17 protein-coding genes are annotated in these 19,460 nt (G+C 65.4%); 8 read left to right on the top strand and 9 right to left on the bottom strand.

The features are described from left to right. Positions 1-69: 69 nt before the first annotated feature. The 4 genes from OHQ90_RS04835 to OHQ90_RS04850 all read left to right on the top strand — a co-directional run bounded on the left by OHQ90_RS04835 (position 70) and on the right by OHQ90_RS04850 (position 3,707). On the top strand, positions 70-876 hold the full coding sequence (locus tag OHQ90_RS04835; protein ID WP_328407717.1) for a hypothetical protein: 807 nt from the start codon (positions 70-72) through the stop codon (positions 874-876). A 97-nt stretch (positions 877-973) separates the two neighbouring features. Further along, positions 974-1,960: a thioredoxin-disulfide reductase gene (gene trxB / locus OHQ90_RS04840; RefSeq protein ID WP_328407719.1), complete on the top strand. Its 987-nt coding sequence runs from the start codon at positions 974-976 to the stop codon at positions 1,958-1,960. 36 nt (positions 1,961-1,996) lie between these two features. Next, positions 1,997-2,329, top strand: a complete 333-nt coding sequence (gene trxA / locus OHQ90_RS04845; protein ID WP_328407721.1) for a thioredoxin — start codon at positions 1,997-1,999, stop codon at positions 2,327-2,329. 181 nt (positions 2,330-2,510) lie between these two features. Further along, complete coding sequence (locus tag OHQ90_RS04850) at positions 2,511-3,707, top strand: N-acetylmuramoyl-L-alanine amidase (RefSeq protein WP_328407723.1); 1,197 nt, start codon at positions 2,511-2,513, stop codon at positions 3,705-3,707. 79 nt (positions 3,708-3,786) lie between these two features. On the opposite strand, the gene OHQ90_RS04855 is transcribed toward OHQ90_RS04850, so the two are convergent. The 9 genes from OHQ90_RS04855 to rpmH form a co-directional block, all read right to left on the bottom strand. Beyond that, on the bottom strand, positions 3,787-4,518 hold the full coding sequence (locus OHQ90_RS04855; RefSeq protein ID WP_328412558.1) for a GNAT family N-acetyltransferase: 732 nt from the start codon (positions 4,516-4,518) through the stop codon (positions 3,787-3,789). Between the two features lie 252 nt (positions 4,519-4,770). Then, complete coding sequence (locus OHQ90_RS04860; protein ID WP_328407725.1) at positions 4,771-5,784, bottom strand: ParB/RepB/Spo0J family partition protein; 1,014 nt, start codon at positions 5,782-5,784, stop codon at positions 4,771-4,773. Positions 5,785-5,841: 57 nt separating this feature from the next. Continuing rightward, entirely contained in the window at positions 5,842-6,792 is a 951-nt protein-coding gene (locus OHQ90_RS04865; RefSeq protein WP_411998144.1) for a ParA family protein, read from the bottom strand. A 1,661-nt stretch (positions 6,793-8,453) separates the two neighbouring features. Then, a complete protein-coding gene (rsmG, locus tag OHQ90_RS04870) occupies positions 8,454-9,182 on the bottom strand; it encodes a 16S rRNA (guanine(527)-N(7))-methyltransferase RsmG (RefSeq protein WP_328407729.1) in 729 nt (242 codons plus the stop codon). A 196-nt stretch (positions 9,183-9,378) separates the two neighbouring features. Further along, positions 9,379-9,909, bottom strand: a complete 531-nt coding sequence (locus OHQ90_RS04875) for a Jag family protein (RefSeq protein ID WP_328412560.1) — start codon at positions 9,907-9,909, stop codon at positions 9,379-9,381. A gap of 128 nt (positions 9,910-10,037) precedes the next feature. Next, the gene (yidC, locus tag OHQ90_RS04880; protein ID WP_328407731.1) at positions 10,038-11,126 is read right to left on the bottom strand and encodes a membrane protein insertase YidC; all 1,089 of its coding nucleotides are present in this window, start codon (positions 11,124-11,126) and stop codon (positions 10,038-10,040) included. A gap of 4 nt (positions 11,127-11,130) precedes the next feature. After that, positions 11,131-11,478 (bottom strand): membrane protein insertion efficiency factor YidD, encoded by a 348-nt coding sequence (yidD, locus tag OHQ90_RS04885; RefSeq protein ID WP_328407733.1) that lies wholly within the window; start codon positions 11,476-11,478, stop codon positions 11,131-11,133. Further along, a complete protein-coding gene (gene rnpA / locus OHQ90_RS04890) occupies positions 11,475-11,912 on the bottom strand; it encodes a ribonuclease P protein component (protein ID WP_328407735.1) in 438 nt (145 codons plus the stop codon). The genes yidD and rnpA overlap by 4 nt, the downstream gene beginning before the upstream one ends. A gap of 21 nt (positions 11,913-11,933) precedes the next feature. Further along, the gene (gene rpmH, locus OHQ90_RS04895) at positions 11,934-12,077 is read right to left on the bottom strand and encodes a 50S ribosomal protein L34 (protein ID WP_209885332.1); all 144 of its coding nucleotides are present in this window, start codon (positions 12,075-12,077) and stop codon (positions 11,934-11,936) included. Positions 12,078-12,668: 591 nt separating this feature from the next. Between rpmH and dnaA the strand changes: the two genes are divergently transcribed. The 4 genes from dnaA to OHQ90_RS04915 all read left to right on the top strand — a co-directional run bounded on the left by dnaA (position 12,669) and on the right by OHQ90_RS04915 (position 19,156). Further along, the gene (gene dnaA / locus OHQ90_RS04900; RefSeq protein ID WP_328407740.1) at positions 12,669-14,723 is read left to right on the top strand and encodes a chromosomal replication initiator protein DnaA; all 2,055 of its coding nucleotides are present in this window, start codon (positions 12,669-12,671) and stop codon (positions 14,721-14,723) included. An 845-nt stretch (positions 14,724-15,568) separates the two neighbouring features. Further along, positions 15,569-16,750, top strand: coding sequence for a DNA polymerase III subunit beta (dnaN, locus tag OHQ90_RS04905; protein WP_328407742.1), 1,182 nt, complete (start codon positions 15,569-15,571; stop codon positions 16,748-16,750). A gap of 235 nt (positions 16,751-16,985) precedes the next feature. Continuing rightward, positions 16,986-18,254 carry a DNA replication/repair protein RecF gene (recF, locus tag OHQ90_RS04910; RefSeq protein WP_328407744.1) on the top strand — a complete coding sequence of 423 codons (1,269 nt, stop codon included), beginning with the start codon at positions 16,986-16,988 and terminating at the stop codon, positions 18,252-18,254. A gap of 332 nt (positions 18,255-18,586) precedes the next feature. Continuing rightward, positions 18,587-19,156: a DUF721 family protein gene (locus OHQ90_RS04915; protein ID WP_328407746.1), complete on the top strand. Its 570-nt coding sequence runs from the start codon at positions 18,587-18,589 to the stop codon at positions 19,154-19,156. The last annotated feature ends 304 nt before the right edge of the window (positions 19,157-19,460 follow it).

Genomic DNA, 19,460 nt, shown 5'->3' on the forward strand with positions numbered 1-19,460 from the left:
GACGATGTACTTGCAGTCCCCCCGCGTGGGCGGTGGGATCCCACGTCAGATGAGAGAACCGGAGGTGCCATGGCGACCCGTTCCGTACCGCAGCCTCCGTTCTCGACCGAACTCCTCGCCGATCTCCATGCCGAGAACGTCGCGCCGGAGCTGGGAGAGCAATTGTGGACCGAGGTCCGACGCGACCCCGACGCAGTGCGGTATCTGCACTCGCTCGACACGGTGAGCGCGCAGCTGCGCACCCTCGGCCAGGACGACCACATCATCCATGCCATGCCTGCCGATATCGCCGCTCGGCTGGAACAGTTCGTCGACGGATTGCACTTCGACGAGGAGCCCACCGAGCAGGTGGCAACCATCCACCAGCTGCCGTCCGCGGCCGCTCCCGAATCCGTGGACGCCCCAGCGGTTTCCGACCCGGATGCGCAACCACCCGGCATCGCCGCACCGGTCTCCCTGAACGAACGGCGCGGTCGCAGACTCCGCTGGCTCGCCGCGGCGGCGGCAGCCGCGGTCGTGGCCTGCGCCGCTGTGGCGGTGTCGACGCTCGGTGGCCGTGAGGTCGCCCCGACCGCCCAGCCGACCACCGGCAATGTCGAACTCGGTGACGATCTGAACGCCACCGTGGCGCTCGCCGCGCTCGGCCGCCACGACGTCACCGGCGCACTCGGCAGCCAGGCCGCCCTGAACCGCTGCGTGCACGCCAACGGCCTCGACCGCACCATCCTCGGCTCGACCAACACCACGTTCCATGGCCAGGCCTCGGTGCTGATCCTGCTCACCGGCCCCCGCCCGCACAAGATCACCGCACTGGTCGTCGGGATCGGTTGCACCACCGACGATCCACAACAACTCGCCCTCACCGACATCGGGTGACGCGATCAAGGCGTCCACCACACCGTTGCCCGGGAACAACAACGTTTAGGCTGTTGTTGACCGACACGTCCCAAGATTTCTCCCTCGGAAGGGTCACATGAGCACGCCAGTTCGCGACTTGATCATCGTCGGCTCCGGACCCGCCGGCTACACGGCCGCCGTCTACGCCGCCCGCGCCGAGCTCCAGCCGCTGCTGTTCGAGGGCACCCAGTTCGGCGGTGCACTGATGACGACCACCGAGGTCGAGAACTTCCCCGGCTTCCGTGACGGCATCATGGGCCCGGACCTCATGGAAGAGATGCGCGAGCAGGCCAAGCGGTTCGGCGCCGACATCCGCACCGAGGACGTGGACACGATCGACCTGAGCGGCCCGGTCAAGACCGTAACCGTCGGCGACGAGACGCACCAGGCCTACGCCGTGATCCTCGCCATGGGTTCGGCTGCGCGCTACCTCAATGTGCCCGGTGAGCAGAAGCTGCTCGGCCGCGGCGTGAGCGCCTGCGCCACCTGTGATGGCTTCTTCTTCAAGGGCCAGGACATCGTCGTGGTCGGCGGTGGCGACTCCGCGATGGAGGAGGCCACCTTCCTGACCAAGTTCGCGGCCAGCGTGACCATCGTGCACCGCCGCGAAGAGTTCCGTGCCTCACGCATCATGCTCGAGCGTGCCAAGGCCAACGAGAAGATCAAGTTCGTTCTCAACGCCGAGGTGGCCGCCGTCAACGGCGACACCAGTGTCACGAGCCTGACGCTGCGCGACACCCGCACCGGTGAGACCTCGGAGCTCGCCGCCACCGGTCTGTTCGTGGCGATCGGCCACGACCCGCGCAGCGAACTGGTCAAGGGCCAGGTCGAACTCGACGACGAGGGCTACGTCCAGGTACTGCACCCGTCGACGGCAACCAAGGTGCCCGGCGTTTTCGCCGCGGGCGACCTGGTCGACCACACCTACCGGCAGGCGATCACCGCCGCGGGCACCGGCTGCCGTGCGGCGATCGACGCCGAACGCTGGCTCGCCGACCAGGGCGACATCACGTCCAACACGCTGGACCATGCCGGCAGCCCGGTTGTCGTCTCCGCCAACTGATCTCATCACTTTTTTTCCACCGCAAGGAGATAACCCATGTCCAAGAGTGCCAATACGGTCACCGTCACCGACGCGTCCTTCGCCGATGACGTGCTGCTCAGCGAGAAGCCGGTGCTCGTGGACTTCTGGGCCGACTGGTGCGGTCCGTGCAAGATGGTCGCCCCGGTGCTGGAGGAGATCGCGGGCGCGCACGCGGACAAGCTGACCATCGCCAAGTTGGACGTGGACGCCAACCCGGGCACCGCCCGCGATTATCAGATCCTTTCGCTCCCAACTATGATGCTGTTTTCCGGCGGTAAGCCGGTCAAGCAAATCGTGGGAGCCAAGGGCAAAGCCGCCCTGTTGCGCGAACTCGACGGCGTCATCTGACGCGAAATCGAGTCCCCAAAGGCCGCCGTTATCCAACGGCGCGCCGTTAGGATGCCTGGAACCCGGGAATTGTCGAATTCCCGTCCGGGTCTGAGACAATCGACCGACCTCCGGTCGTGCGAGGGTGTATGCCGTCGCATGAGTGGGTACCCGGGTTGACGGAAGGAAAGGGCTCTCACGCATGCACCGACTTCGTCACGGCGATACCGGTCCAGCCGTCGCCGAGGTTCGGAGCACCCTGGCAAGTCTCGGGTTTCTGCACGCTCACGCCGTCGGCACCGATCACGCCGATGCGCGCGAGTATTGGAAGGACACCGACGCCTCCTTCGACCGTCAGCTGGATTCCGCGGTTCGCGCCTTTCAGCAGCACCGCGGACTGTTGGTCGATGGCATCGTCGGGCCGGCCACCTATCGAGCCCTCAAAGAGGCGTCCTACCGCCTCGGTGCCCGCACCCTGATCTATCAACTGTCCGCACCGCTCTACGGTGACGATGTGGCAACCCTGCAGCGCAGGCTGCAGGACCTCGGTTTCTACGTGCATCGGGTCGACGGCTACTTCGGCCCGCATACCCACGAAGGCCTGACCGCGTTCCAGCGGGAGATCGGGCTGTCCGCCGATGGCATCTGTGGGCCGGACACGTTGCGGTCACTGGAACTGCTCGGTGCGCGCGTCACCGGCGGCAATCCGCATCGCATCGCCGAGGAAGAAGTGGTGCACCGGGCCGGGCCACAGCTCACCGGCAAACGCATCGTCATCGACCCCGGTCTCGGAGGTCAGGACAAGGGCCACGCGGTCCCCACAGAGTACGGCGACGTCTACGAGTCGGAGATCCTGTGGGATCTGGCCAGTCGGCTGGAGGGTCGCATGGCCGCCACCGGTATGGAGACGTTCTTGTCCCGACCGTGGGGCGCCAACCCTTCCGATGCCGAACGGGCCGAGACCTCCAACGCTTTCGACGCCGATCTGATGATCTCGCTGCGCTGTGCGACCAACCCGAGTCCGTCGGCGAACGGGGTCGCGAGCTTCCATTTCGGTAACTCGCACGGCTCCGTGTCGATGATCGGTCAGGTGCTGGCCGGCTTCATTCAGCGCGAGGTCGTCGCACGAACGTCGTTGCAGGACTGCCGACTTCACGCCCGAACCTGGGATCTGTTGCGGCTGACCAAGATGCCGACCGTGCAGGTCGATATCGGCTATCTCACCAACGAATACGACGCGACGGTGCTCACCAACCCGCGGATGCGCGACGTGATCGCCGAAGCCATCCTGATTTCGGTGAAACGGCTGTATCTGCTCGGTCAAGACGATCAGCCAACGGGCACATACACTTTCGCCGAACTACTGGCCGAGGAGTTGGCTGCGGCCGACCGCATGTAGTACGACTCGAACTCCGAAAACACCTACGCCCCCGCCGACTTCGGTCAGCGGGGGCGTGGTCTTCTGTGCCGTTGGCAGGTTAGGGCGCACCGATCCGGAAGGGAACCGTCAGCGCCGCCGCCGCGAGCAGTTGATCAAGGGCGCGCTCCACGTCTTCTTTCCAGCCGTGATCGGAGTCGAGCTCGAGACGCAGTCGCGGAAATCGATGATGCGGCGCGATCACCTCGAAGCCGACCTCCTCGAGGAAGTCCGCGTCGATCATGCACGTTTCCGGCGAGCATTTGGTAGCCGCGGTCGCCGAGCCCGAATCACGGACCGGTGAGCCGATCCGCTCCATCAAGGTCATCGAACCGAGCGATCGATCCGACATCGCCTTGGTCGGGGGATCGGTGCGAATACCGAAGGCCTCCAGCGCTCGAACACCGCGACGCACCAGATCCGCCACCACGGCCGAGATGAGCCGGTGGGCTATGTCGGCATCCGAATAAGGGAATTCGGCGCTCAGCGTGGTCAGCAGGACCGCGTCCGGGCTTACCGGTGACGTGGGGAAGAGAGCGGCACGCGGCACAGCGCTGGGTGGCGAATACAACGCGCAACCCGCCACATTGCCATTCACGTTGGCCACCTGGCCGCACGAACCCCATTCCAGCATCACCGTCGAGAGCCAGGCCTCCTTCTCGAAGACCGGATCGCTGAACTCCCGAGAGTTCTCCGCGACAGCGGGATCGATCTCCCAGAACACACAGCGCCGTGCGTGTGTGGGGAGCTTGTCCAGTCCGCCGAGGGTAAGTGCTGTGACGCTGGTCGACACCGCTCTACTCAGCCTCCAGCTGTCCGATTCATCCACGCTCACGCCGCATCAGTACTTGCTCGCCAGCAAGAATAAGCGATCAACGAGATCCCGCCTCATTCCACGTCACTGTGCTATTGGTCAGGAGCCGTGCGCCGGTCCCACCGAGGGTCACGCCGACGCCGCATCCCTCTATTTTCCGCGCCGTCACTGTGACGTTTCGGCGCCAGACCCGTACTTATCGGAAACACGGGGCCATTTTCGCCACTTTTGTCACGTGCCGAGCTGCTGTTGCTCCATCATGCCGACAATCCGCTCGAGGTCTTCGACCGAACCGAACTCGACAACAATCTTGCCCTTGCGCTTGCCGAGACTCACCGTGACCCGAGTATCGAACGACTCCGACAACCGCTCGGCAACGTCCTGCAGACCCGGCATGTGGATCGGCTTGCGTCGGGGAGCGGTCGGGGCCGCGGCGTCCGGATCGCGGTTCGCCAGCGTGACAGTTTCTTCGGTGGCGCGGACCGACAACCCCTCGGCGACGATGCGCGCGGCAAGGACCTCTTGGGCGTCCGCTCCGGCCTCGAGACCGAGCAGGGCACGAGCATGTCCCGCCGACAGTACGCCGGCCGCCACCCGCCGCTGCACGGGGATCGGCAGCTTCAGCAGACGGATCATGTTCGTCACGACCGGTCGGGACCGGCCGATTCGCGATGCCAATTCCTCGTGGGTGACATCGAACTCTTCGAGCAGCTGCTGATAGGCCGCCGCCTCTTCGAGCGGGTTGAGCTGCACCCGATGGATGTTCTCCAACAGTGCGTCGCGCAGCATGGATTCGTCGGCGGTCTCGCGGACAATCGCCGGAATCGTCGTCAGGCCGGCCTCTTGGCAGGCCCGCCAGCGGCGCTCGCCCATGACGATCTGGTACCGGTCCACCGCGGGCTCGACCCGACGCACCACGATCGGTTGCATCAGACCGAACTCGCGAATGGAGTGCACCAGCTCGGCGAGTGCCTCTTCTTCGAAGACATGCCGCGGCTGCTTGGGATTCGGCTCGATCTGCTCCGGGCTGATCTCGCGATAGATCGCGCCGCCGGGGGAGGAGAGCTCCTCCTCGGTCGGATCGGGGACCCGATGGAGGAATGCGGAAGCCGGTTGCGGGCCGATCGGATCGAGACCGATGACCACATTCGCCGCGGCACTGCCGAGACCCGGTGTGGCCGCCGGTCCCGTCGGGATCAACGCGGCAAGACCGCGTCCTAGCCCACCCTTCTTCGCCTGAGTCATCGGTCTACCGATCCCTTCTCTGTTCGCCACCACGCCAGTCCAACCGACCGCTACGGGTCATTGCGCGCCTGCTGCCCCACGTCGGGGCACCGCACGCGCCGCCATCTCACGACCAGCATCGAGATAGCTCATCGCACCCCGGGAGCCTGGATCATAATCGAGCACCGTCATTCCGTAGCCCGGAGCTTCGGAGACCTTCACACTGCGCGGGATCACCGACCGCAGCACCACGTCGCCGAAGTGTCCACGCACTTCCTCCGCGACCTGGTCGGCCAGCTTGGTGCGGCCGTCGTACATCGTGAGAACCACGGTGGAGACATGCAATTCGGGATTGAGATGCGCCTGCACCAAGCCGATATTGCGGAGCAGCTGACCGACACCTTCCAGCGCGTAGTACTCGCACTGGATCGGGATCAGCACCTCTTTGGCCGCGACCATCGCATTGACTGTGAGCAGACCGAGGGACGGCGGGCAGTCGATCATCACGTAATCGATGTCGTAACCCGCGATATTGGCTTCCTGGATCGCGGCTTTGAGTCGACCCTCCCGAGCCACCATCGACACCAGCTCGATTTCCGCACCGGCGAGATCGATAGTGGCCGGAATGCAGAGCAGGCGCGGACTGTGCGGGCTTTGCTGAATCGCGTCCTTGACCGAGATCTCACCGATCAGCAGTTCATAACTCGAGGGGACACCCGAGTGATGCTCGACGCCGAGGGCGGTGCTTGCGTTGCCCTGCGGATCGAGGTCGATCACGAGAACTGTCATCCCTTGGTGCGCAAGGGCGGCCGCGAGGTTGACCGCTGTCGTCGTCTTACCGACGCCACCCTTCTGATTGGCAATGGTGATGATGCGCTGCTCGTGCGGTTTCGGCACTGTCACCTTTCCTGGATGCAATATCTGACTGGCGCGTTGCGCTTCGGCCGCGATCGGGGTCTCACTGGCGGAGATGTGCCCGAACGGTGTGCTTCCGAAGGCCTCCGCATCGAGATTGCTGGAGTCCAGCATTCCCGGCACGCGCGACGTAGTTTCCCGTGAAACATTCGCCGGACCACCGCTCGACATAGACAGCTCCTAACGCGAGAACCTCAGATGACGCCCCCCGACGAACGTCGGCGCCGTGTCATCAATAGCTGTGTCGGATCGAACATGATGCTCAATCGGAACCGCGGCGCCCGATCGACCGAGCGGAGCTCTCGCCGCTGTGACACCCTCCGTGGCACCAACGCTCACGCCCGACGGTGACTAGCTTGCCAGCACCGAGCGTGATTAGAAAGCTGAATCGCGGCAACGCACAAAGGACACGCAAATCTGCGGCGATTCTCCCTGGCGCGGTCGAGATTTCGACCACCCGAGCCGATGTTTCACATGAAACGTGATGCCGAATCCGAACTTCCGCACCAGTCGATCGGACGCGCCAACGCGCCCTCAGCCGGTTCGGATGGGCCTGAATCCCGCTGACACCATTGGCGACGCCCATCTCCGCCCGCCACTACGACAGCCGTGCGATCCGTCACGCCGCTCAGCCAGACGCAGATCTCGTTGCACCCCTCGCGTTGTGCCGTTGAGTCACACCACGTGGACACATCACCGGCCATCGCTGAGTCGAGCCGACTGGACCACACCGGGTACCGCTGTTGGCGCACATTGTAGGGATGAGTCGTTCGCATCTTCTGTCTGACCGTTGGGCCGCAACCGGATCGCACATCACGCTCTTGGTTCGTTGTGCCATGCCCTGGACCGCTTTGTCGTGCCGCCGAGTAGTGCCGTCGAGCCGCACCTGGATCACGCTCCCGTGTCAGACTCCAGGGACACATCGTTGGGACCAGCCGGTAGCCATTCAAGTGTCGGCTGACCTTCCGCCCACCACTGGGCAGCTCGCGCTCGACCACTTCGTTGGGTCACGCCGCCCGGCCACCTTTACGGCCGCACCGCTAGAGCCATGTCGTTCGAGCCTCACCACATCACAGCATCGCGTCACTCGAAAAGGGTGGCCCGAGTCGCACCACGCGACTTCGCTCCGCTGGGCCGCACCGCTGGGTCACACCGCTGGGTCACACCGCTGGGCCACACCGCTGGGCCACACCGCTGGGCCACACCGCTGGGCCACACCGCTGGGTCACACCGCTGGGCCACACCGCTGGGCCACACCGCTGGGCCACACCGCTGGGCCACACCGCTGGGTCACACCGCTGGGTCACACCGCCGGGCTGATCGCAATCGCGGGCGCAGGCGCACTGTCTCACGTTGGGTCCGCGGGGCTCAGCTCACCTGCCTCCCTTTGCCCGCCGCCCAAACTGTCACGTGGAGATTCTGCGCCATCTGTGGTGCCAAGAAGATCACCCGAGCCAGGGCGGGGTCGCTGCTAAGTCATGTCGCCTGTAGGTGTCGGTCCGGGTGCATGATTTTCCTTGGCTGCAATTAGCAAGGTTTACAGAGAAGGTCGATCTGAGACCCATTCCGGCACTGACGTCTTCGTGGCTCCCGGGCAGCGCGGCGCAACGATCGCTCGACGCGGAGAGGGGAGCGATCGGGCCAGGTTTCACATGAAACACCGACCGGGACCGTTATGGCAAAGTCGCCTTCCAGGCCCGCCCGCGCAGCTGCGCAGCGGGGACGTGAGCGATCGAGCCAGGTTTCACATGAAACACCGACCGGGACCGTTATGGCTAAGTCGCCTTCCGAGCCTGCCGGGCGGCGCGGCGCGGCGATCGCTCGGCCCGAGGGAGGCGCTCGGCGCTGATCACCAAGGTGGGCGTAGAGACGATTCCTGCTCCGCATTCGAGGACAGTCGCGTTGCCTGCGCCCGCGCTTGCCAAGGCCGCTCCGTCGCGCTCGAGTTCCTCGGCGGCGCTGACTCCCTTGAGCGCCAGCATCCGTCCGTGATCGCGGAGCAGGGGGAGCGACCACTGTGCCAGCTTCGCCAGGGGTGCGACTGCGCGGGAGGTGACCACATCCGCGCCGCCCGCTTCTTTCATCACGCCCGATTGTTCGGCCCGGCCGCGCACGACCGTGATGTCGAGTCCGGCCGCCTCGATGAACTCACTGAGGAAGATGGTCCGGCGCAGCAGCGGCTCCACCAAGGTGATCCGGAGGTCCGGTCGCGCGATGGCCAACGGGATTCCCGGCAGGCCCGCACCGCTGCCGATGTCAACCACCGTCGCGCCCTCGGCGATCAACTCGCCGAGCACCGCACAGTTCAGGATGTGCCGATCCCAGAGCCGCGGTACCTCTCGAGGACCGATCAAGCCACGCTCCACTCCGGCAGTGGCCAGCGCCGCACAGTAGCGGCGCGCGAGATCGAGACGGTCACCGAACACCGTCGCGGCGATCGCGGGCGCTTCCAGCTCAGCCGGCAGTGCAGTGGCTCCACCGAGATCTCGTTCCACGTGAAACATCCTTCCGAGCTCGAGTCGATCAGGCAGCAGGCGGGTGATCAGTCGACTGCTCGCACAATCGGCCGCCGGCGTTGAATCAGGCGACAGACATGACATGTGACATGAACACATGATTAAGGGCCCCTGGTCCGAAGACCAGAGGCCCTATCCAACCATTGCTCATCCGGCCGCCGAAAATGGCGTCCAGGAAGGTGGTTCAGGAAGGTACGACGACCACGTGCCGATTCGGCTCGACGCCTTCGCTCTCGCTGCTGACGCCATCGACCGCAGCCACCGCGTCGTGCACGATCTTCCTCTCGAACGGGGTCATCGGAGCCAATGGCTCCGGCTCACCTGACTCGAGCACGCGTTGCGCGGCGGCGGTCCCCAGCGCGCTCAACTCGGCGCGACGCTTGGCTCGCCACCCGGCTACATCGAGCATCAGCCTGCTGCGCACACCGGTCGTCTGCTGCACGGCCAGCCGAGTCAGCTCCTGAAGCGCATCCAGCACCTCGCCGTTGCGGCCGACGAGCTTCGACAGATCGCGGCCACCATCGATGCTGACGATCGCGCGGTCACCCTCGACGTCGAGGTCGATATCACCATCGAAGTCGAGCACGTCGAGCAACTGCTCGAGGTAGTCGCCGGCGATCTCGCCCTCTTCGATCAGAGCTTCCTCGGCGTCGCTCGCGACATCACCGGGCTCCGCCCCGGTCTCTGATTCACGACCCGTCGTGGTGTCCACCATCGTCGTCGTCGCCACAGTGGCGTCCCCTCCGTCGGTCTCAACAGTCATTTGATTTCCTTCATCTGCTTATCGCGCGGACCCGGCGCCGGGCGCCGGCCGGAAACGCGATCAGGGGTTGCTCAATGCGTTCAGCGCCGGCGCTTCTGGTTCGCACGGCCTCGGGTTCCCGGCCGCCGCTGGCCACCGGGCCGGCGTTGTCCGGATGCCTTGCCTGTCGCAGGCTTCGCGGTGCCGTTCGTCGACGGGGGAGCGTCGGCCGACTCGTCGTCAGTCGATTCTGCGGCGTCGACCGCGGTCTGCTTCTTCTTGGTACTGACCGGCTTGGCACCAGGCTTCGGCGCGTTCTGCGCACGCAGCTCCAGCTTCGCCTGCTTCTTCTCTTCTTCTTCCTTGGCCATCCGGCCGAAGACGAGGTGCTGCTGCCCGTAGGTCCAGATGTTGTTGGACACCCAGTAAAGCAGGATGGCGATCGGCAGGAACGGACCACCGACGAGCACGCCGAGCGGGAACACCCACAGCGCAAGCTTGTTCATCATCGCGGCTTGCGGGTTGGCGGCCGCCTCGGGAGTCTGGCGCTGTACCGAGGCCCGCGCGTTGAAGTGGGTTGCCAGACCGGCGATGACCATCAACGGAATCGAGACGAGCGCGATGCTCAGCTTCGATGGCACGCCGCCGTAGTCGGCGAACGCCTCGAGCTGACTCATCGGGCTGGTGATGTAGGCCGAAATGGGGGCACCGAAGATACGCGCCGCCAGGAACGACTGGACGTCGATGGCGCTGAAGACATAGTTCGGCGTGTGCGCGTTGTCGTAGGTCGACATACCGAGCTGTCCGATGCCGGTACCGGTGCGGTTGAAGGACCGCAGCACATGGAACAGGCCGAGGAACACCGGCACCTGCGCCAGGATCGGCAGGCAGCCCATCACCGGGTTGAAGCCGTGGTCCTTCTGGAGCTTCTGCATCTCCACCGCCATCTTCTGGCGGTCGTTTTTGTACTTCTTCTGCAGCTCCTTGATCTGCGGCTGGAGCTCCTGCATCTGCTTGGTCGTGCGGACCTGCTTGACGAATGGCTTATAGAGCAGCACTCGCAGCGTGAACACCAGGAACACCACGGCAAGGGCCCAGGTGAGTCCGTTGTCCGCGCCGAACGCGAACCCGAAGACCCGATGCCAGAACCAGAGGATCCAGGACACCGGGTAATAAATGAAGTCGAGCACGGCTCTATGCACTCCCGTCGTTCGTGTCGCCGATCACCGCGCGCGGTGATCCTTTACAAGCATCTGGCGCCGGCGTCGCAGGGTCGGCGTCCGACTCGTTCCCTGCGCGTTTTCTGCGCTCCGGAACGGGGTCCCACCCACCAGGGTGCCAGGGCGCACATTTGGCCAATCGCACGACCGTCAATAAGAGGCCGACGAACAGTCCGCGCGTGCGAAGTGCGGTGACGGCGTACTCGCTACAGGTCGGGGTGAAACGGCACACCGGCATGCGAGTGGGGGAGACGTAGGTGCGGTACAGCTCGATCACAAAGATCAGGGCATTGGCAGGCAGTCGAACAAGGGTCGTCTTCACGACCGATCACCGGCGGCCGCGCCATGTGGCTCTATTGTGATGCCCAGCTTGCGTAGTGCGCCGCGTAACTGGCGAAGCAGTTCGTCCGAGTCGGCCGCCGCCGCGCCGGGTAGCGCGCGGATCACGATGTCTGTCTCGGCGGGCAGATCGGCGGTCACCTTGGCGCACATATGACGCAGGCGGCGGGCCACCCGGTGTCGAACCACCGCGGAGCCCACCGCCTTGCTGACAATCAATCCGAACCGTGGCCCGCCAATGCGAACCAACGATCCGGCTGTTGCCGGATCGTCCTGTCGTCCATTCGCGCCCACAACTCCGTCATACCCGTGCACAAGCGCGTGTACGACCAGATCTCGCCTCCCGATTCGCTGGCCGCGGCGCACCGTCCGGGAGAAGTCGGCACGATGATGCAACCGATACGGCTCAGGCAGCACCCGAGCGTCCGAAAGCGAAGATCAGGCAGTGAGGGTTTTGCGGCCCTTGCCGCGACGCGCGGAAACGATGGCGCGACCCGCACGGGTCCGCATCCGGAGACGGAAGCCGTGAACACGCGCCCGACGACGGTTGTTCGGCTGGAACGTCCGCTTGCCCTTGGCCACGGTCAACACTCCTCGAGTAGGTGGGCGCCAGTCGGCACCCGAAGTATGGGTATTACGTATTTCGCGACGAATCGCAGTCTGGTCATCATCGGCGCGCGTCGGTCCTGGCGCACAGGTCTGGTTTGACCAACCGCGGTCAGCACAGGACCGCCACCGCACCAAGGGGTGACTGTACGAGGGTACTGATCGGCCAGGAGCGGGTCAAACTCGGCCCACCGCTGCGGGAGTTACGCATTCGTGCGGTCTGGCGTGAGTTCGTCCACACCCCTAGCCTCCGGCTACTTCGGCGAGCGGTGCGTGTAGCCAAAGGATTGCTGAAGAATCGCAGGTCCGGGCGTTGTCACGGACGAATGTGAGTACGTTTCACATCTCCCCAGAGTTCTCCACATCTGTGGATAATTGTGTGGAAAGACCCCTGGAGTGGCATATTCGTAGGGCCGACGGTGCCACGTCGCCGCCCGGGATGGGGGAATCCGGGCAGCGTCCGAACCTAACGGACGTACGCAGGATCATCAAAATCTACCTTGCCCGGTAGCTGCCCGCGTACCCCGGCCGTCTGCTCCTATCGCCTACTTCTGGGGAGGAACCTGCATGGACGAGCAGAACGTGTTGGCCACAGTGTGGCCAGAGGTAGTTGCCGAGCTCACCACCGGCTCACCCGATGGTGCCATCCCACCGGTGACCAGGGCGCAGCAAGCCTGGCTGAAACTCGTCAAGCCGCTGACGGTGGCCCAGGGTTTCGCCTTGCTCTCGGTGCCCTCGTCGCTGGCCCAGGAGGCCATCGAACGCGATCTGCGCGAACCCATCCTGCGCTCGCTGGCCCGGCGCCTCGGCCCCCAGGTGGAAGGACTCGGCGTACGGATCGCGGCACCGACCAACCAGCCTTCGGAGCGGCCGGGCAATTCGGCGCGCCACGCCAGGATGACAAGCAGGCCGGAGCGGAGCCGGGACACCGGTCGCGGGCCCGCCGGGTATCCGTCGGCCGACTATCCCGGCCGCAGTGACTATCAAGCACCGCGCTACGCCGCCCAGAGCGACTTCCCGGCCGCGTCCAATGACTATGCACCGCAGTCGAACGACTATGCGCCCGCGTCCAATGACTACGTCCCTGCGTCCAATGACTACGCGCCGACATCGGACTATCCAGGTGCCGGCTACGAACCGGAGTACGTGCCGTCCCAGGAGTACGTGCCTGCCACGGAGTACACACCCAACGGCGACTACCACATCGACGAGTACCCGACCCGCGGCGATTACCCGAGCCAGGGCACTCGCAGGGAAGGCCCCGGCGGACCGACGCCAGAGGTAATGCCCGCGCCGCGCCGCGACTCCGGGATGCCACCACGGCGCGACTCCATTCCGCCGGGACAAGAGTCACTGTTCACCCCGGAGCCGCCGCCGATGCGCGGCCCGGCCAGGGCGCCGATGCGTGAGGACGGCCGCCCGAGCGAGGATCCCGCGTTCGCCGCAGCACACGAATCGGTCCGTGAGCCGATGTCCCGCGAACAGATGTCCGAGAATCCGCGCGACCACGACGACGAGCCCGTCGTCAACGTGCGCAACTCTTGGCCCACCTACTTCACCAAGACCCAGGAAGCCCCCGCGCAGTCGAACTCCTCGGCCAGTCTCAATGCGAAGTACACCTTCGAGACGTTCGTGATCGGCGCATCCAACCGTTTCGCGCACGCCGCCGCCGTGGCTATCGCCGAGGCTCCTGCCAGGGCTTACAACCCACTGTTCGTGTGGGGCGCTTCAGGTTTGGGCAAGACGCATCTGCTGCACGCGGCCGGCCACTACGCCCAGCGGCTGTTTCCTGGGATGCGGGTGAAGTACGTCTCGACCGAAGAGTTCACCAACGACTTCATCAACAGCCTGCGCGACGATCGCAAGGTCGCCTTCAAACGCCGCTACCGCGAGACCGACATCCTGCTTGTCGACGACATCCAGTTCATCGAGGGTAAGGAAGGTATCCAGGAGGAGTTCTTCCATACCTTCAACACCCTGCACAACGCCAACAAGCAGATCGTCGTCTCCTCGGACCGGCCGCCCAAGCAGCTGGCCACCCTGGAGGAGCGGCTGCGGACGCGGTTCGAGTGGGGCCTCATCACCGACGTGCAGCCGCCGGAGCTGGAGACGCGCATCGCGATCCTGCGCAAGAAGGCACGGATGGACCGGCTGGACGTGCCGCACGATGTGCTGGAGCTCATCGCCGGCCGCGTCGAGCGCAATATCCGTGAGCTGGAAGGCGCGCTGATTCGGGTGACCGCCTTCGCGTCGCTGAACGGTCAGCCGCTGAATCTTCCGCTGGCCGAGGTGGTGCTGCGTGATCTGATGCCCGATACGGCAGCCTTGGAGATCAATGCCGCGACGATCATGGCCGTCACCGCCGAGTACTTCAACACCACGCTCGAGGAGCTGACCGGGCCGGGCAAGGCGCGGCCGCTGGCACAGGCCAGGCAGATCGCGATGTATCTGTGCCGTGAGCTCACCGATCTTTCACTGCCGAAGATCGGTCAGGCCTTCGGGCGCGACCACACCACGGTCATGTACGCCGACAAAAAAGTGCGCAAGGAGATGACCGAGCGCCGCCGGGTCTATGACCAGGTGCAAGAACTAACAGCCCGGATTAAACAGCGTTCGCGCTGATCGCCACTAACACCCACTGCACCGTCCCTGAACTGGGGCGGTGCCTTTTTTTGGCTTGTGGATTCCTCGAGGAATCCCTGTGGAGTCCTCGAGGAATCTCCCAGTTGTGCACCGGTTCGTGCACAGGCCGGGGGAGCGGGTCCGGCGCCGGGATTAACAGGGGTGGATTCAACAGTCTCCACAGCGGTTGCTCCCCAGGCATCCTGACCAGCGCACCACTCGGTCAACGCCTTGTGGAGTCCTCGAGGATTCCTTGTGGAGTCCTCGAGGATTCCTCGAGTTGTCCACGAATCGGTGCACACGTGTGAACAACAGGGTGAATCTGGTGGAACAACTCGAGGAGCACTCGAGGATGGATGTTGAACAACTTCGGAGCCTCCACAGACCCCTCCCGTTCATCCTCGAGTCACCCGATGGCCATCCCCACGGCACCACACCCCCGGACCTGCGAAGACCGCCCCACTCCACAGATTCCACAGTGCCTACTACTACTTCAGTTCTTCTTCTTAGAGAACTCTCTTCAAAACAGGGTGTGTGGAAAGTCCGTTGGTGGGTGTCGCCTCCGTGCCACTCGCCGAAAAGCGGGCAAGGACGAAACGGGAGACCTATCGACAGACAGGACCGACCGGCATCGGACAACCGATGAGTTCCGCGCAGTCGCGCGTCGAGAAAGCCGAGCACTCGGTTGATCGGCTCGGAGGGTCGGACTAGGTTCAGGTGCCGCACGCGAGTACGGTTTGGTGTCGGTCACCTGTGCCACACTTTTCGAGGCGGCCGATTCAGCACCCGTTCAAGAACTGACGAGCCGAGATAGATCACGGAACCGGGAGAGGACAGATCGGGCGATGGAGCTTGCAGGCATGAAGTTTCGGGTCGCACGAGAAGACTTCGCCGAATCCGTTGCGTGGGTTGCTCGTAGCCTCCCGTCCCGGCCTCCTGTCCCGGTGCTCGGCGGTGTCCTGCTGGTCGCCGATGAAGGCGGGCTCACCGTCTCCGGCTTCGACTACGAGGTCTCCGCACAGATGCGGGTCGCGGCCGAGGTCGCCGGTCCCGGCCAGGTGCTCGTCTCCGGCCGGTTGCTCGCGGACATCACCAAGGCGCTGTCCAACAAGCCGGTCGACGTCTCGCTCGACGGCACTCGGGTGCTCATTGCGTGCGGCAGCGCGAAGTTCTCGCTGCCGACCATGCCGGTCGAGGATTACCCCCAGCTTCCCGAGGTGCCCCAGCAGACCGGCGAACTGAGTGTCGAGGTCTTCGCCGAGGCGGTCGGCCAGGTCGCTGTCGCCGCAGGCCGCGACGACACCCTGCCGATGCTCACCGGCATCCGGGTGGAGATCGAGGGACCCAAGGTCGTGCTCGCGGCCACCGACCGGTTCCGGCTCGCGGTCCGGCACATCGAATGGCAGCCCGCCCGAACCGATATCGAGACCTCGGTGCTCATCCCGGCACGCACGCTGTCCGAAGCCGCGAAGACACTCGGCCCCTCGGATGCCCCGGTTCAGCTGTCGCTCGGCACGGGTTCCGGATCGGGCTCGGACGGTCTGCTCGGCATCGTGAACGCGGGCCGCAGGACCACAACTCGACTGCTCGATGCCGAGTTCCCCAAGTTCCGTCAGCTGCTGCCGAAGGAACACACCTCGATTGCCACCCTCCAGGTGGCCACGCTGACCGATGCCATCAAGCGCGTCGCCCTTGTCGCCGAGCGCGGTGCTCAGGTGCGTCTGGAGTTCTCCAGCGAGGGCCTGCTGCTGTCCGCGGGCGGCGACGACGCCGGGCGCGCGGAGGAGTGGCTCGAGGCCGATTTCCGTGGCGAATCACTCACCATCGCCTTCAACCCCGGCTACCTCATCGACGGACTGTCCGCGCTGCATGCCGACCGGGTCACCTTCGGATTCACCACTCCGAGCCGCCCTGCGGTGCTGTTGCCCGCCGGCGACGAGGAGCCGAAGGTGCTCGAATCCGGCGCGTTCGCCGCGCTGGAGAGTGTGTACACCTACCTGCTGATGCCGGTTCGGCTGCCGGGCTGAGCGTCTGTGCATGATCGGGTGCCGCGCGCTCCGGCGCAAGCCACAGCGCCGCACGGTGGTTCGAACCTCTTAGGGACGCAGCGGTATTCGTTGTCCACACCATCCACATGGACGCGATCCATCCACAGTTCTTCCACAGCAGGTGATCGGGCCGCAATTCCTTCGGCGTTCGCGCGACCACACGTGATTTCGTGGCCTCTACCAGCGGCGATGACAATCGGGTCGAGGTAGGCGGATGTTCATCAGGGCGCTGTCGCTGCGTGATTTTCGGTCCTGGGAGCACGCGGAACTCGAATTATCCCCAGGCCGAACGGTTTTCCTCGGATCCAACGGCAACGGCAAGACCAACCTGCTCGAGGCGATCGGCTATCTGGCCACACTCGGCTCGCACCGGGTCGCCGCGGACGCGCCGCTGATCCGGCTCGGGACCGAACGCGCCAGAATCGGCGCCACCGTCGTGAACGCGGGCCGGGAGCTCCGCATCGATCTGGAACTGAATCAGGGCGCCGCCAATCGCGCCCAGATCAACCGCTCTCCGGTCCGCCGGCCGCGCGAGATTCTCGGCATTCTCCAGACGGTGCTCTTCGCGCCCGAGGATCTTGCGCTGGTGCGCGGTGATCCCGGCGAGCGCAGACGGTTCATGGACGAGTTGTGCACAGCCAGATTGCCTCGGCTCGCCGCGGACCGCGCCGACTACGACCGCGTGCTGCGGCAGCGTTCGGCGTTGCTGAAAACCGCAGGGCGACAAGGGCGATCGAGGGGATCCGGCACCGCCGAACTGACCACCCTCGACGTCTGGGACGGACACCTTGCGTCGCATGCCTCGGTGCTGCTCGCCGAACGCTTGCGGCTTGTGCACGACCTGTATCCCTATCTCGCACAGTCCTATGCGTCGATCGCGCCCGAATCGCGGCCCGCCGCAATCGGTTACCGCAGTGCCACGCTGCCTCCGGAATTCCTGGATCCAGCCCGGGCACCGCTGCCGGGGGACATCGAGGCATTGGAGACGATCATGCTGCAGGAGCTGACGGCGGCGCGACCGAAGGAATTGGAGCGCGGCGTCTGCCTGGTCGGGCCGCACCGCGACGACCTCGACCTCATGCTCGGCACCGCACCGGCCAAGGGGTTCGCCAGTCACGGCGAATCATGGTCCTTCGCCCTCGCCCTTCGCCTCGGCGCGTTCGAACTGCTACGTGCCACCGCGGCGGAGCCGGTGCTGCTGCTGGACGATGTTTTCGCCGAACTCGACCGCCGCAGGCGCACCGCACTTGCGGCGGTGGCCGCGGGTGCGGAGCAGGTATTGATCACCGCCGCCGTCCCCGAAGACGTGCCTGCGGAACTGGCGGCGGTTGCGCTGCGCGTGGAAACGAGTGGTGGGTCCGACGGCCGGATCTCCCGGATCGTGGAGCCGGTAGCCGAGGCGCTCGGCTCGCCTCCGGCCGAGGGCGCAGGCGTCGGCGACGACATCGAGAACAGCCCGGATAGCGCGTCCGCGACCAACTGACGGGTTCGGACACCCTGTCGGTGTGCTCCCGTACAGTGACCCATGCGTCGGCGGTGCTGCCACCGGCGCGGACACATCGGCCGGACTACCAACACTTGTGGATAAATTCGGCCCGGTCACCCGCTTCTCGGACCGGTGGATCCCGACTCGGTGTGGCATCGACCGATACCCGGCAACAAGAAAACGCCGAAATGGGCGTGGAATGTGATGGCCGACACCCTTGGCCGGCCGTTCGGTCGCGGAACCCCTCGCCGTGCGCCGGCAAGCCGGGGGCTGGGGACAAAGTGAACAAAGCTGGGGACAAATCAAGTGCGTGCGAACGGAGCAGGTCGATGAACGATCAGCCTGAACAGGGCGCCTCCGCACCGCAGCCCGGTGTGGAGCCGGAGCTGCGTGGGATCGATCTGGCACGGCGGGCCCTCGAGGAAGCCCGGGCGGCCGCCAAAGCCAGCGGCAAGTCGGTGGGGCAGGGACGTGCGTCACCGCGCCGGAATCTGCGGGCCGGCGCCAGGCGGCGAACCGGATGGTCGGGCGCGCGGCCGGACGAGCGTGATCCACAGCTGCTGGGCAGGCTGACCGGGTCGATCGCGAAGAACCGTGGCTGGTCGACGAAGGTCGCGGAGGGCATGGTTCTCGGCCGTTGGTCCGGCGTGGTCGGTGACGATATCGCCTCGCACGCCACGCCGGTGACACTGAAGGACGGCGTCCTCAGCATCGCCGCCGAATCCACCGCATGGGCCACGCAACTGCGCATGCTGCAGGGACAGATCTTGGCGAAGATCAATGCCGCGGTCGGCCAGGGTGTGGTCACCTCGTTGCGCATCTCCGGCCCGGCGGCGCCGAGCTGGCGCAAAGGCGAACGGCATATCAAGGGGCGCGGACCCCGGGATACGTACGGATAGCCACCGGTCGGCCGCGGGCGTTCCACGTGAAACCGTTCATCGGGGATTATCGACGCAGCAACCGATTTCATGCTCCGGGCAGCGCGACGGACTCGGCCGCCGGCTGGGCCGTGACGCGACGGCACGGGTAGTCGGGTCACGCGCCCGACCGCCGGTTCCCAGCCCCGGCGATGCCCGACGCCCCGCCTCGGCACTGGGCATACGATGCCTCGGAGGGCTCGTCACCTGCCCCGACTGTCCCGCGCCCGGCCCTCGCGCGGCAACCGAAATCTCGTCCCGAACGAAGCCTGGCAAACGACGGCGA

The sequence above is a fragment of the Nocardia sp. NBC_00403 genome (assembly GCF_036046055.1).
In the GTDB taxonomy this organism is placed as follows: domain Bacteria; phylum Actinomycetota; class Actinomycetes; order Mycobacteriales; family Mycobacteriaceae; genus Nocardia.

What these genes read in the sequence shown, in the direction of transcription:
- OHQ90_RS04865 (WP_411998144.1), bottom strand. Translation starts at nt 6,792, where the DNA reads ATGCTGGACTCCAGCAATCTCGATGCGGAGGCCTTCGGAAGCACACCG.
- OHQ90_RS04860 (WP_328407725.1), bottom strand. Translation starts at nt 5,784, where the DNA reads ATGACTCAGGCGAAGAAGGGTGGGCTAGGACGCGGTCTTGCCGCGTTG.
- trxB (WP_328407719.1), top strand. Translation starts at nt 974, where the DNA reads ATGAGCACGCCAGTTCGCGACTTGATCATCGTCGGCTCCGGACCCGCC.
- OHQ90_RS04915 (WP_328407746.1), top strand. Translation starts at nt 18,587, where the DNA reads ATGAACGATCAGCCTGAACAGGGCGCCTCCGCACCGCAGCCCGGTGTG.
- dnaN (WP_328407742.1), top strand. Translation starts at nt 15,569, where the DNA reads ATGGAGCTTGCAGGCATGAAGTTTCGGGTCGCACGAGAAGACTTCGCC.
- OHQ90_RS04835 (WP_328407717.1), top strand. Translation starts at nt 70, where the DNA reads ATGGCGACCCGTTCCGTACCGCAGCCTCCGTTCTCGACCGAACTCCTC.
- rsmG (WP_328407729.1), bottom strand. Translation starts at nt 9,182, where the DNA reads ATGTTTCACGTGGAACGAGATCTCGGTGGAGCCACTGCACTGCCGGCT.
- OHQ90_RS04850 (WP_328407723.1), top strand. Translation starts at nt 2,511, where the DNA reads ATGCACCGACTTCGTCACGGCGATACCGGTCCAGCCGTCGCCGAGGTT.
- OHQ90_RS04875 (WP_328412560.1), bottom strand. Translation starts at nt 9,909, where the DNA reads ATGGTGGACACCACGACGGGTCGTGAATCAGAGACCGGGGCGGAGCCC.
- recF (WP_328407744.1), top strand. Translation starts at nt 16,986, where the DNA reads ATGTTCATCAGGGCGCTGTCGCTGCGTGATTTTCGGTCCTGGGAGCAC.
- dnaA (WP_328407740.1), top strand. Translation starts at nt 12,669, where the DNA reads ATGGACGAGCAGAACGTGTTGGCCACAGTGTGGCCAGAGGTAGTTGCC.
- trxA (WP_328407721.1), top strand. Translation starts at nt 1,997, where the DNA reads ATGTCCAAGAGTGCCAATACGGTCACCGTCACCGACGCGTCCTTCGCC.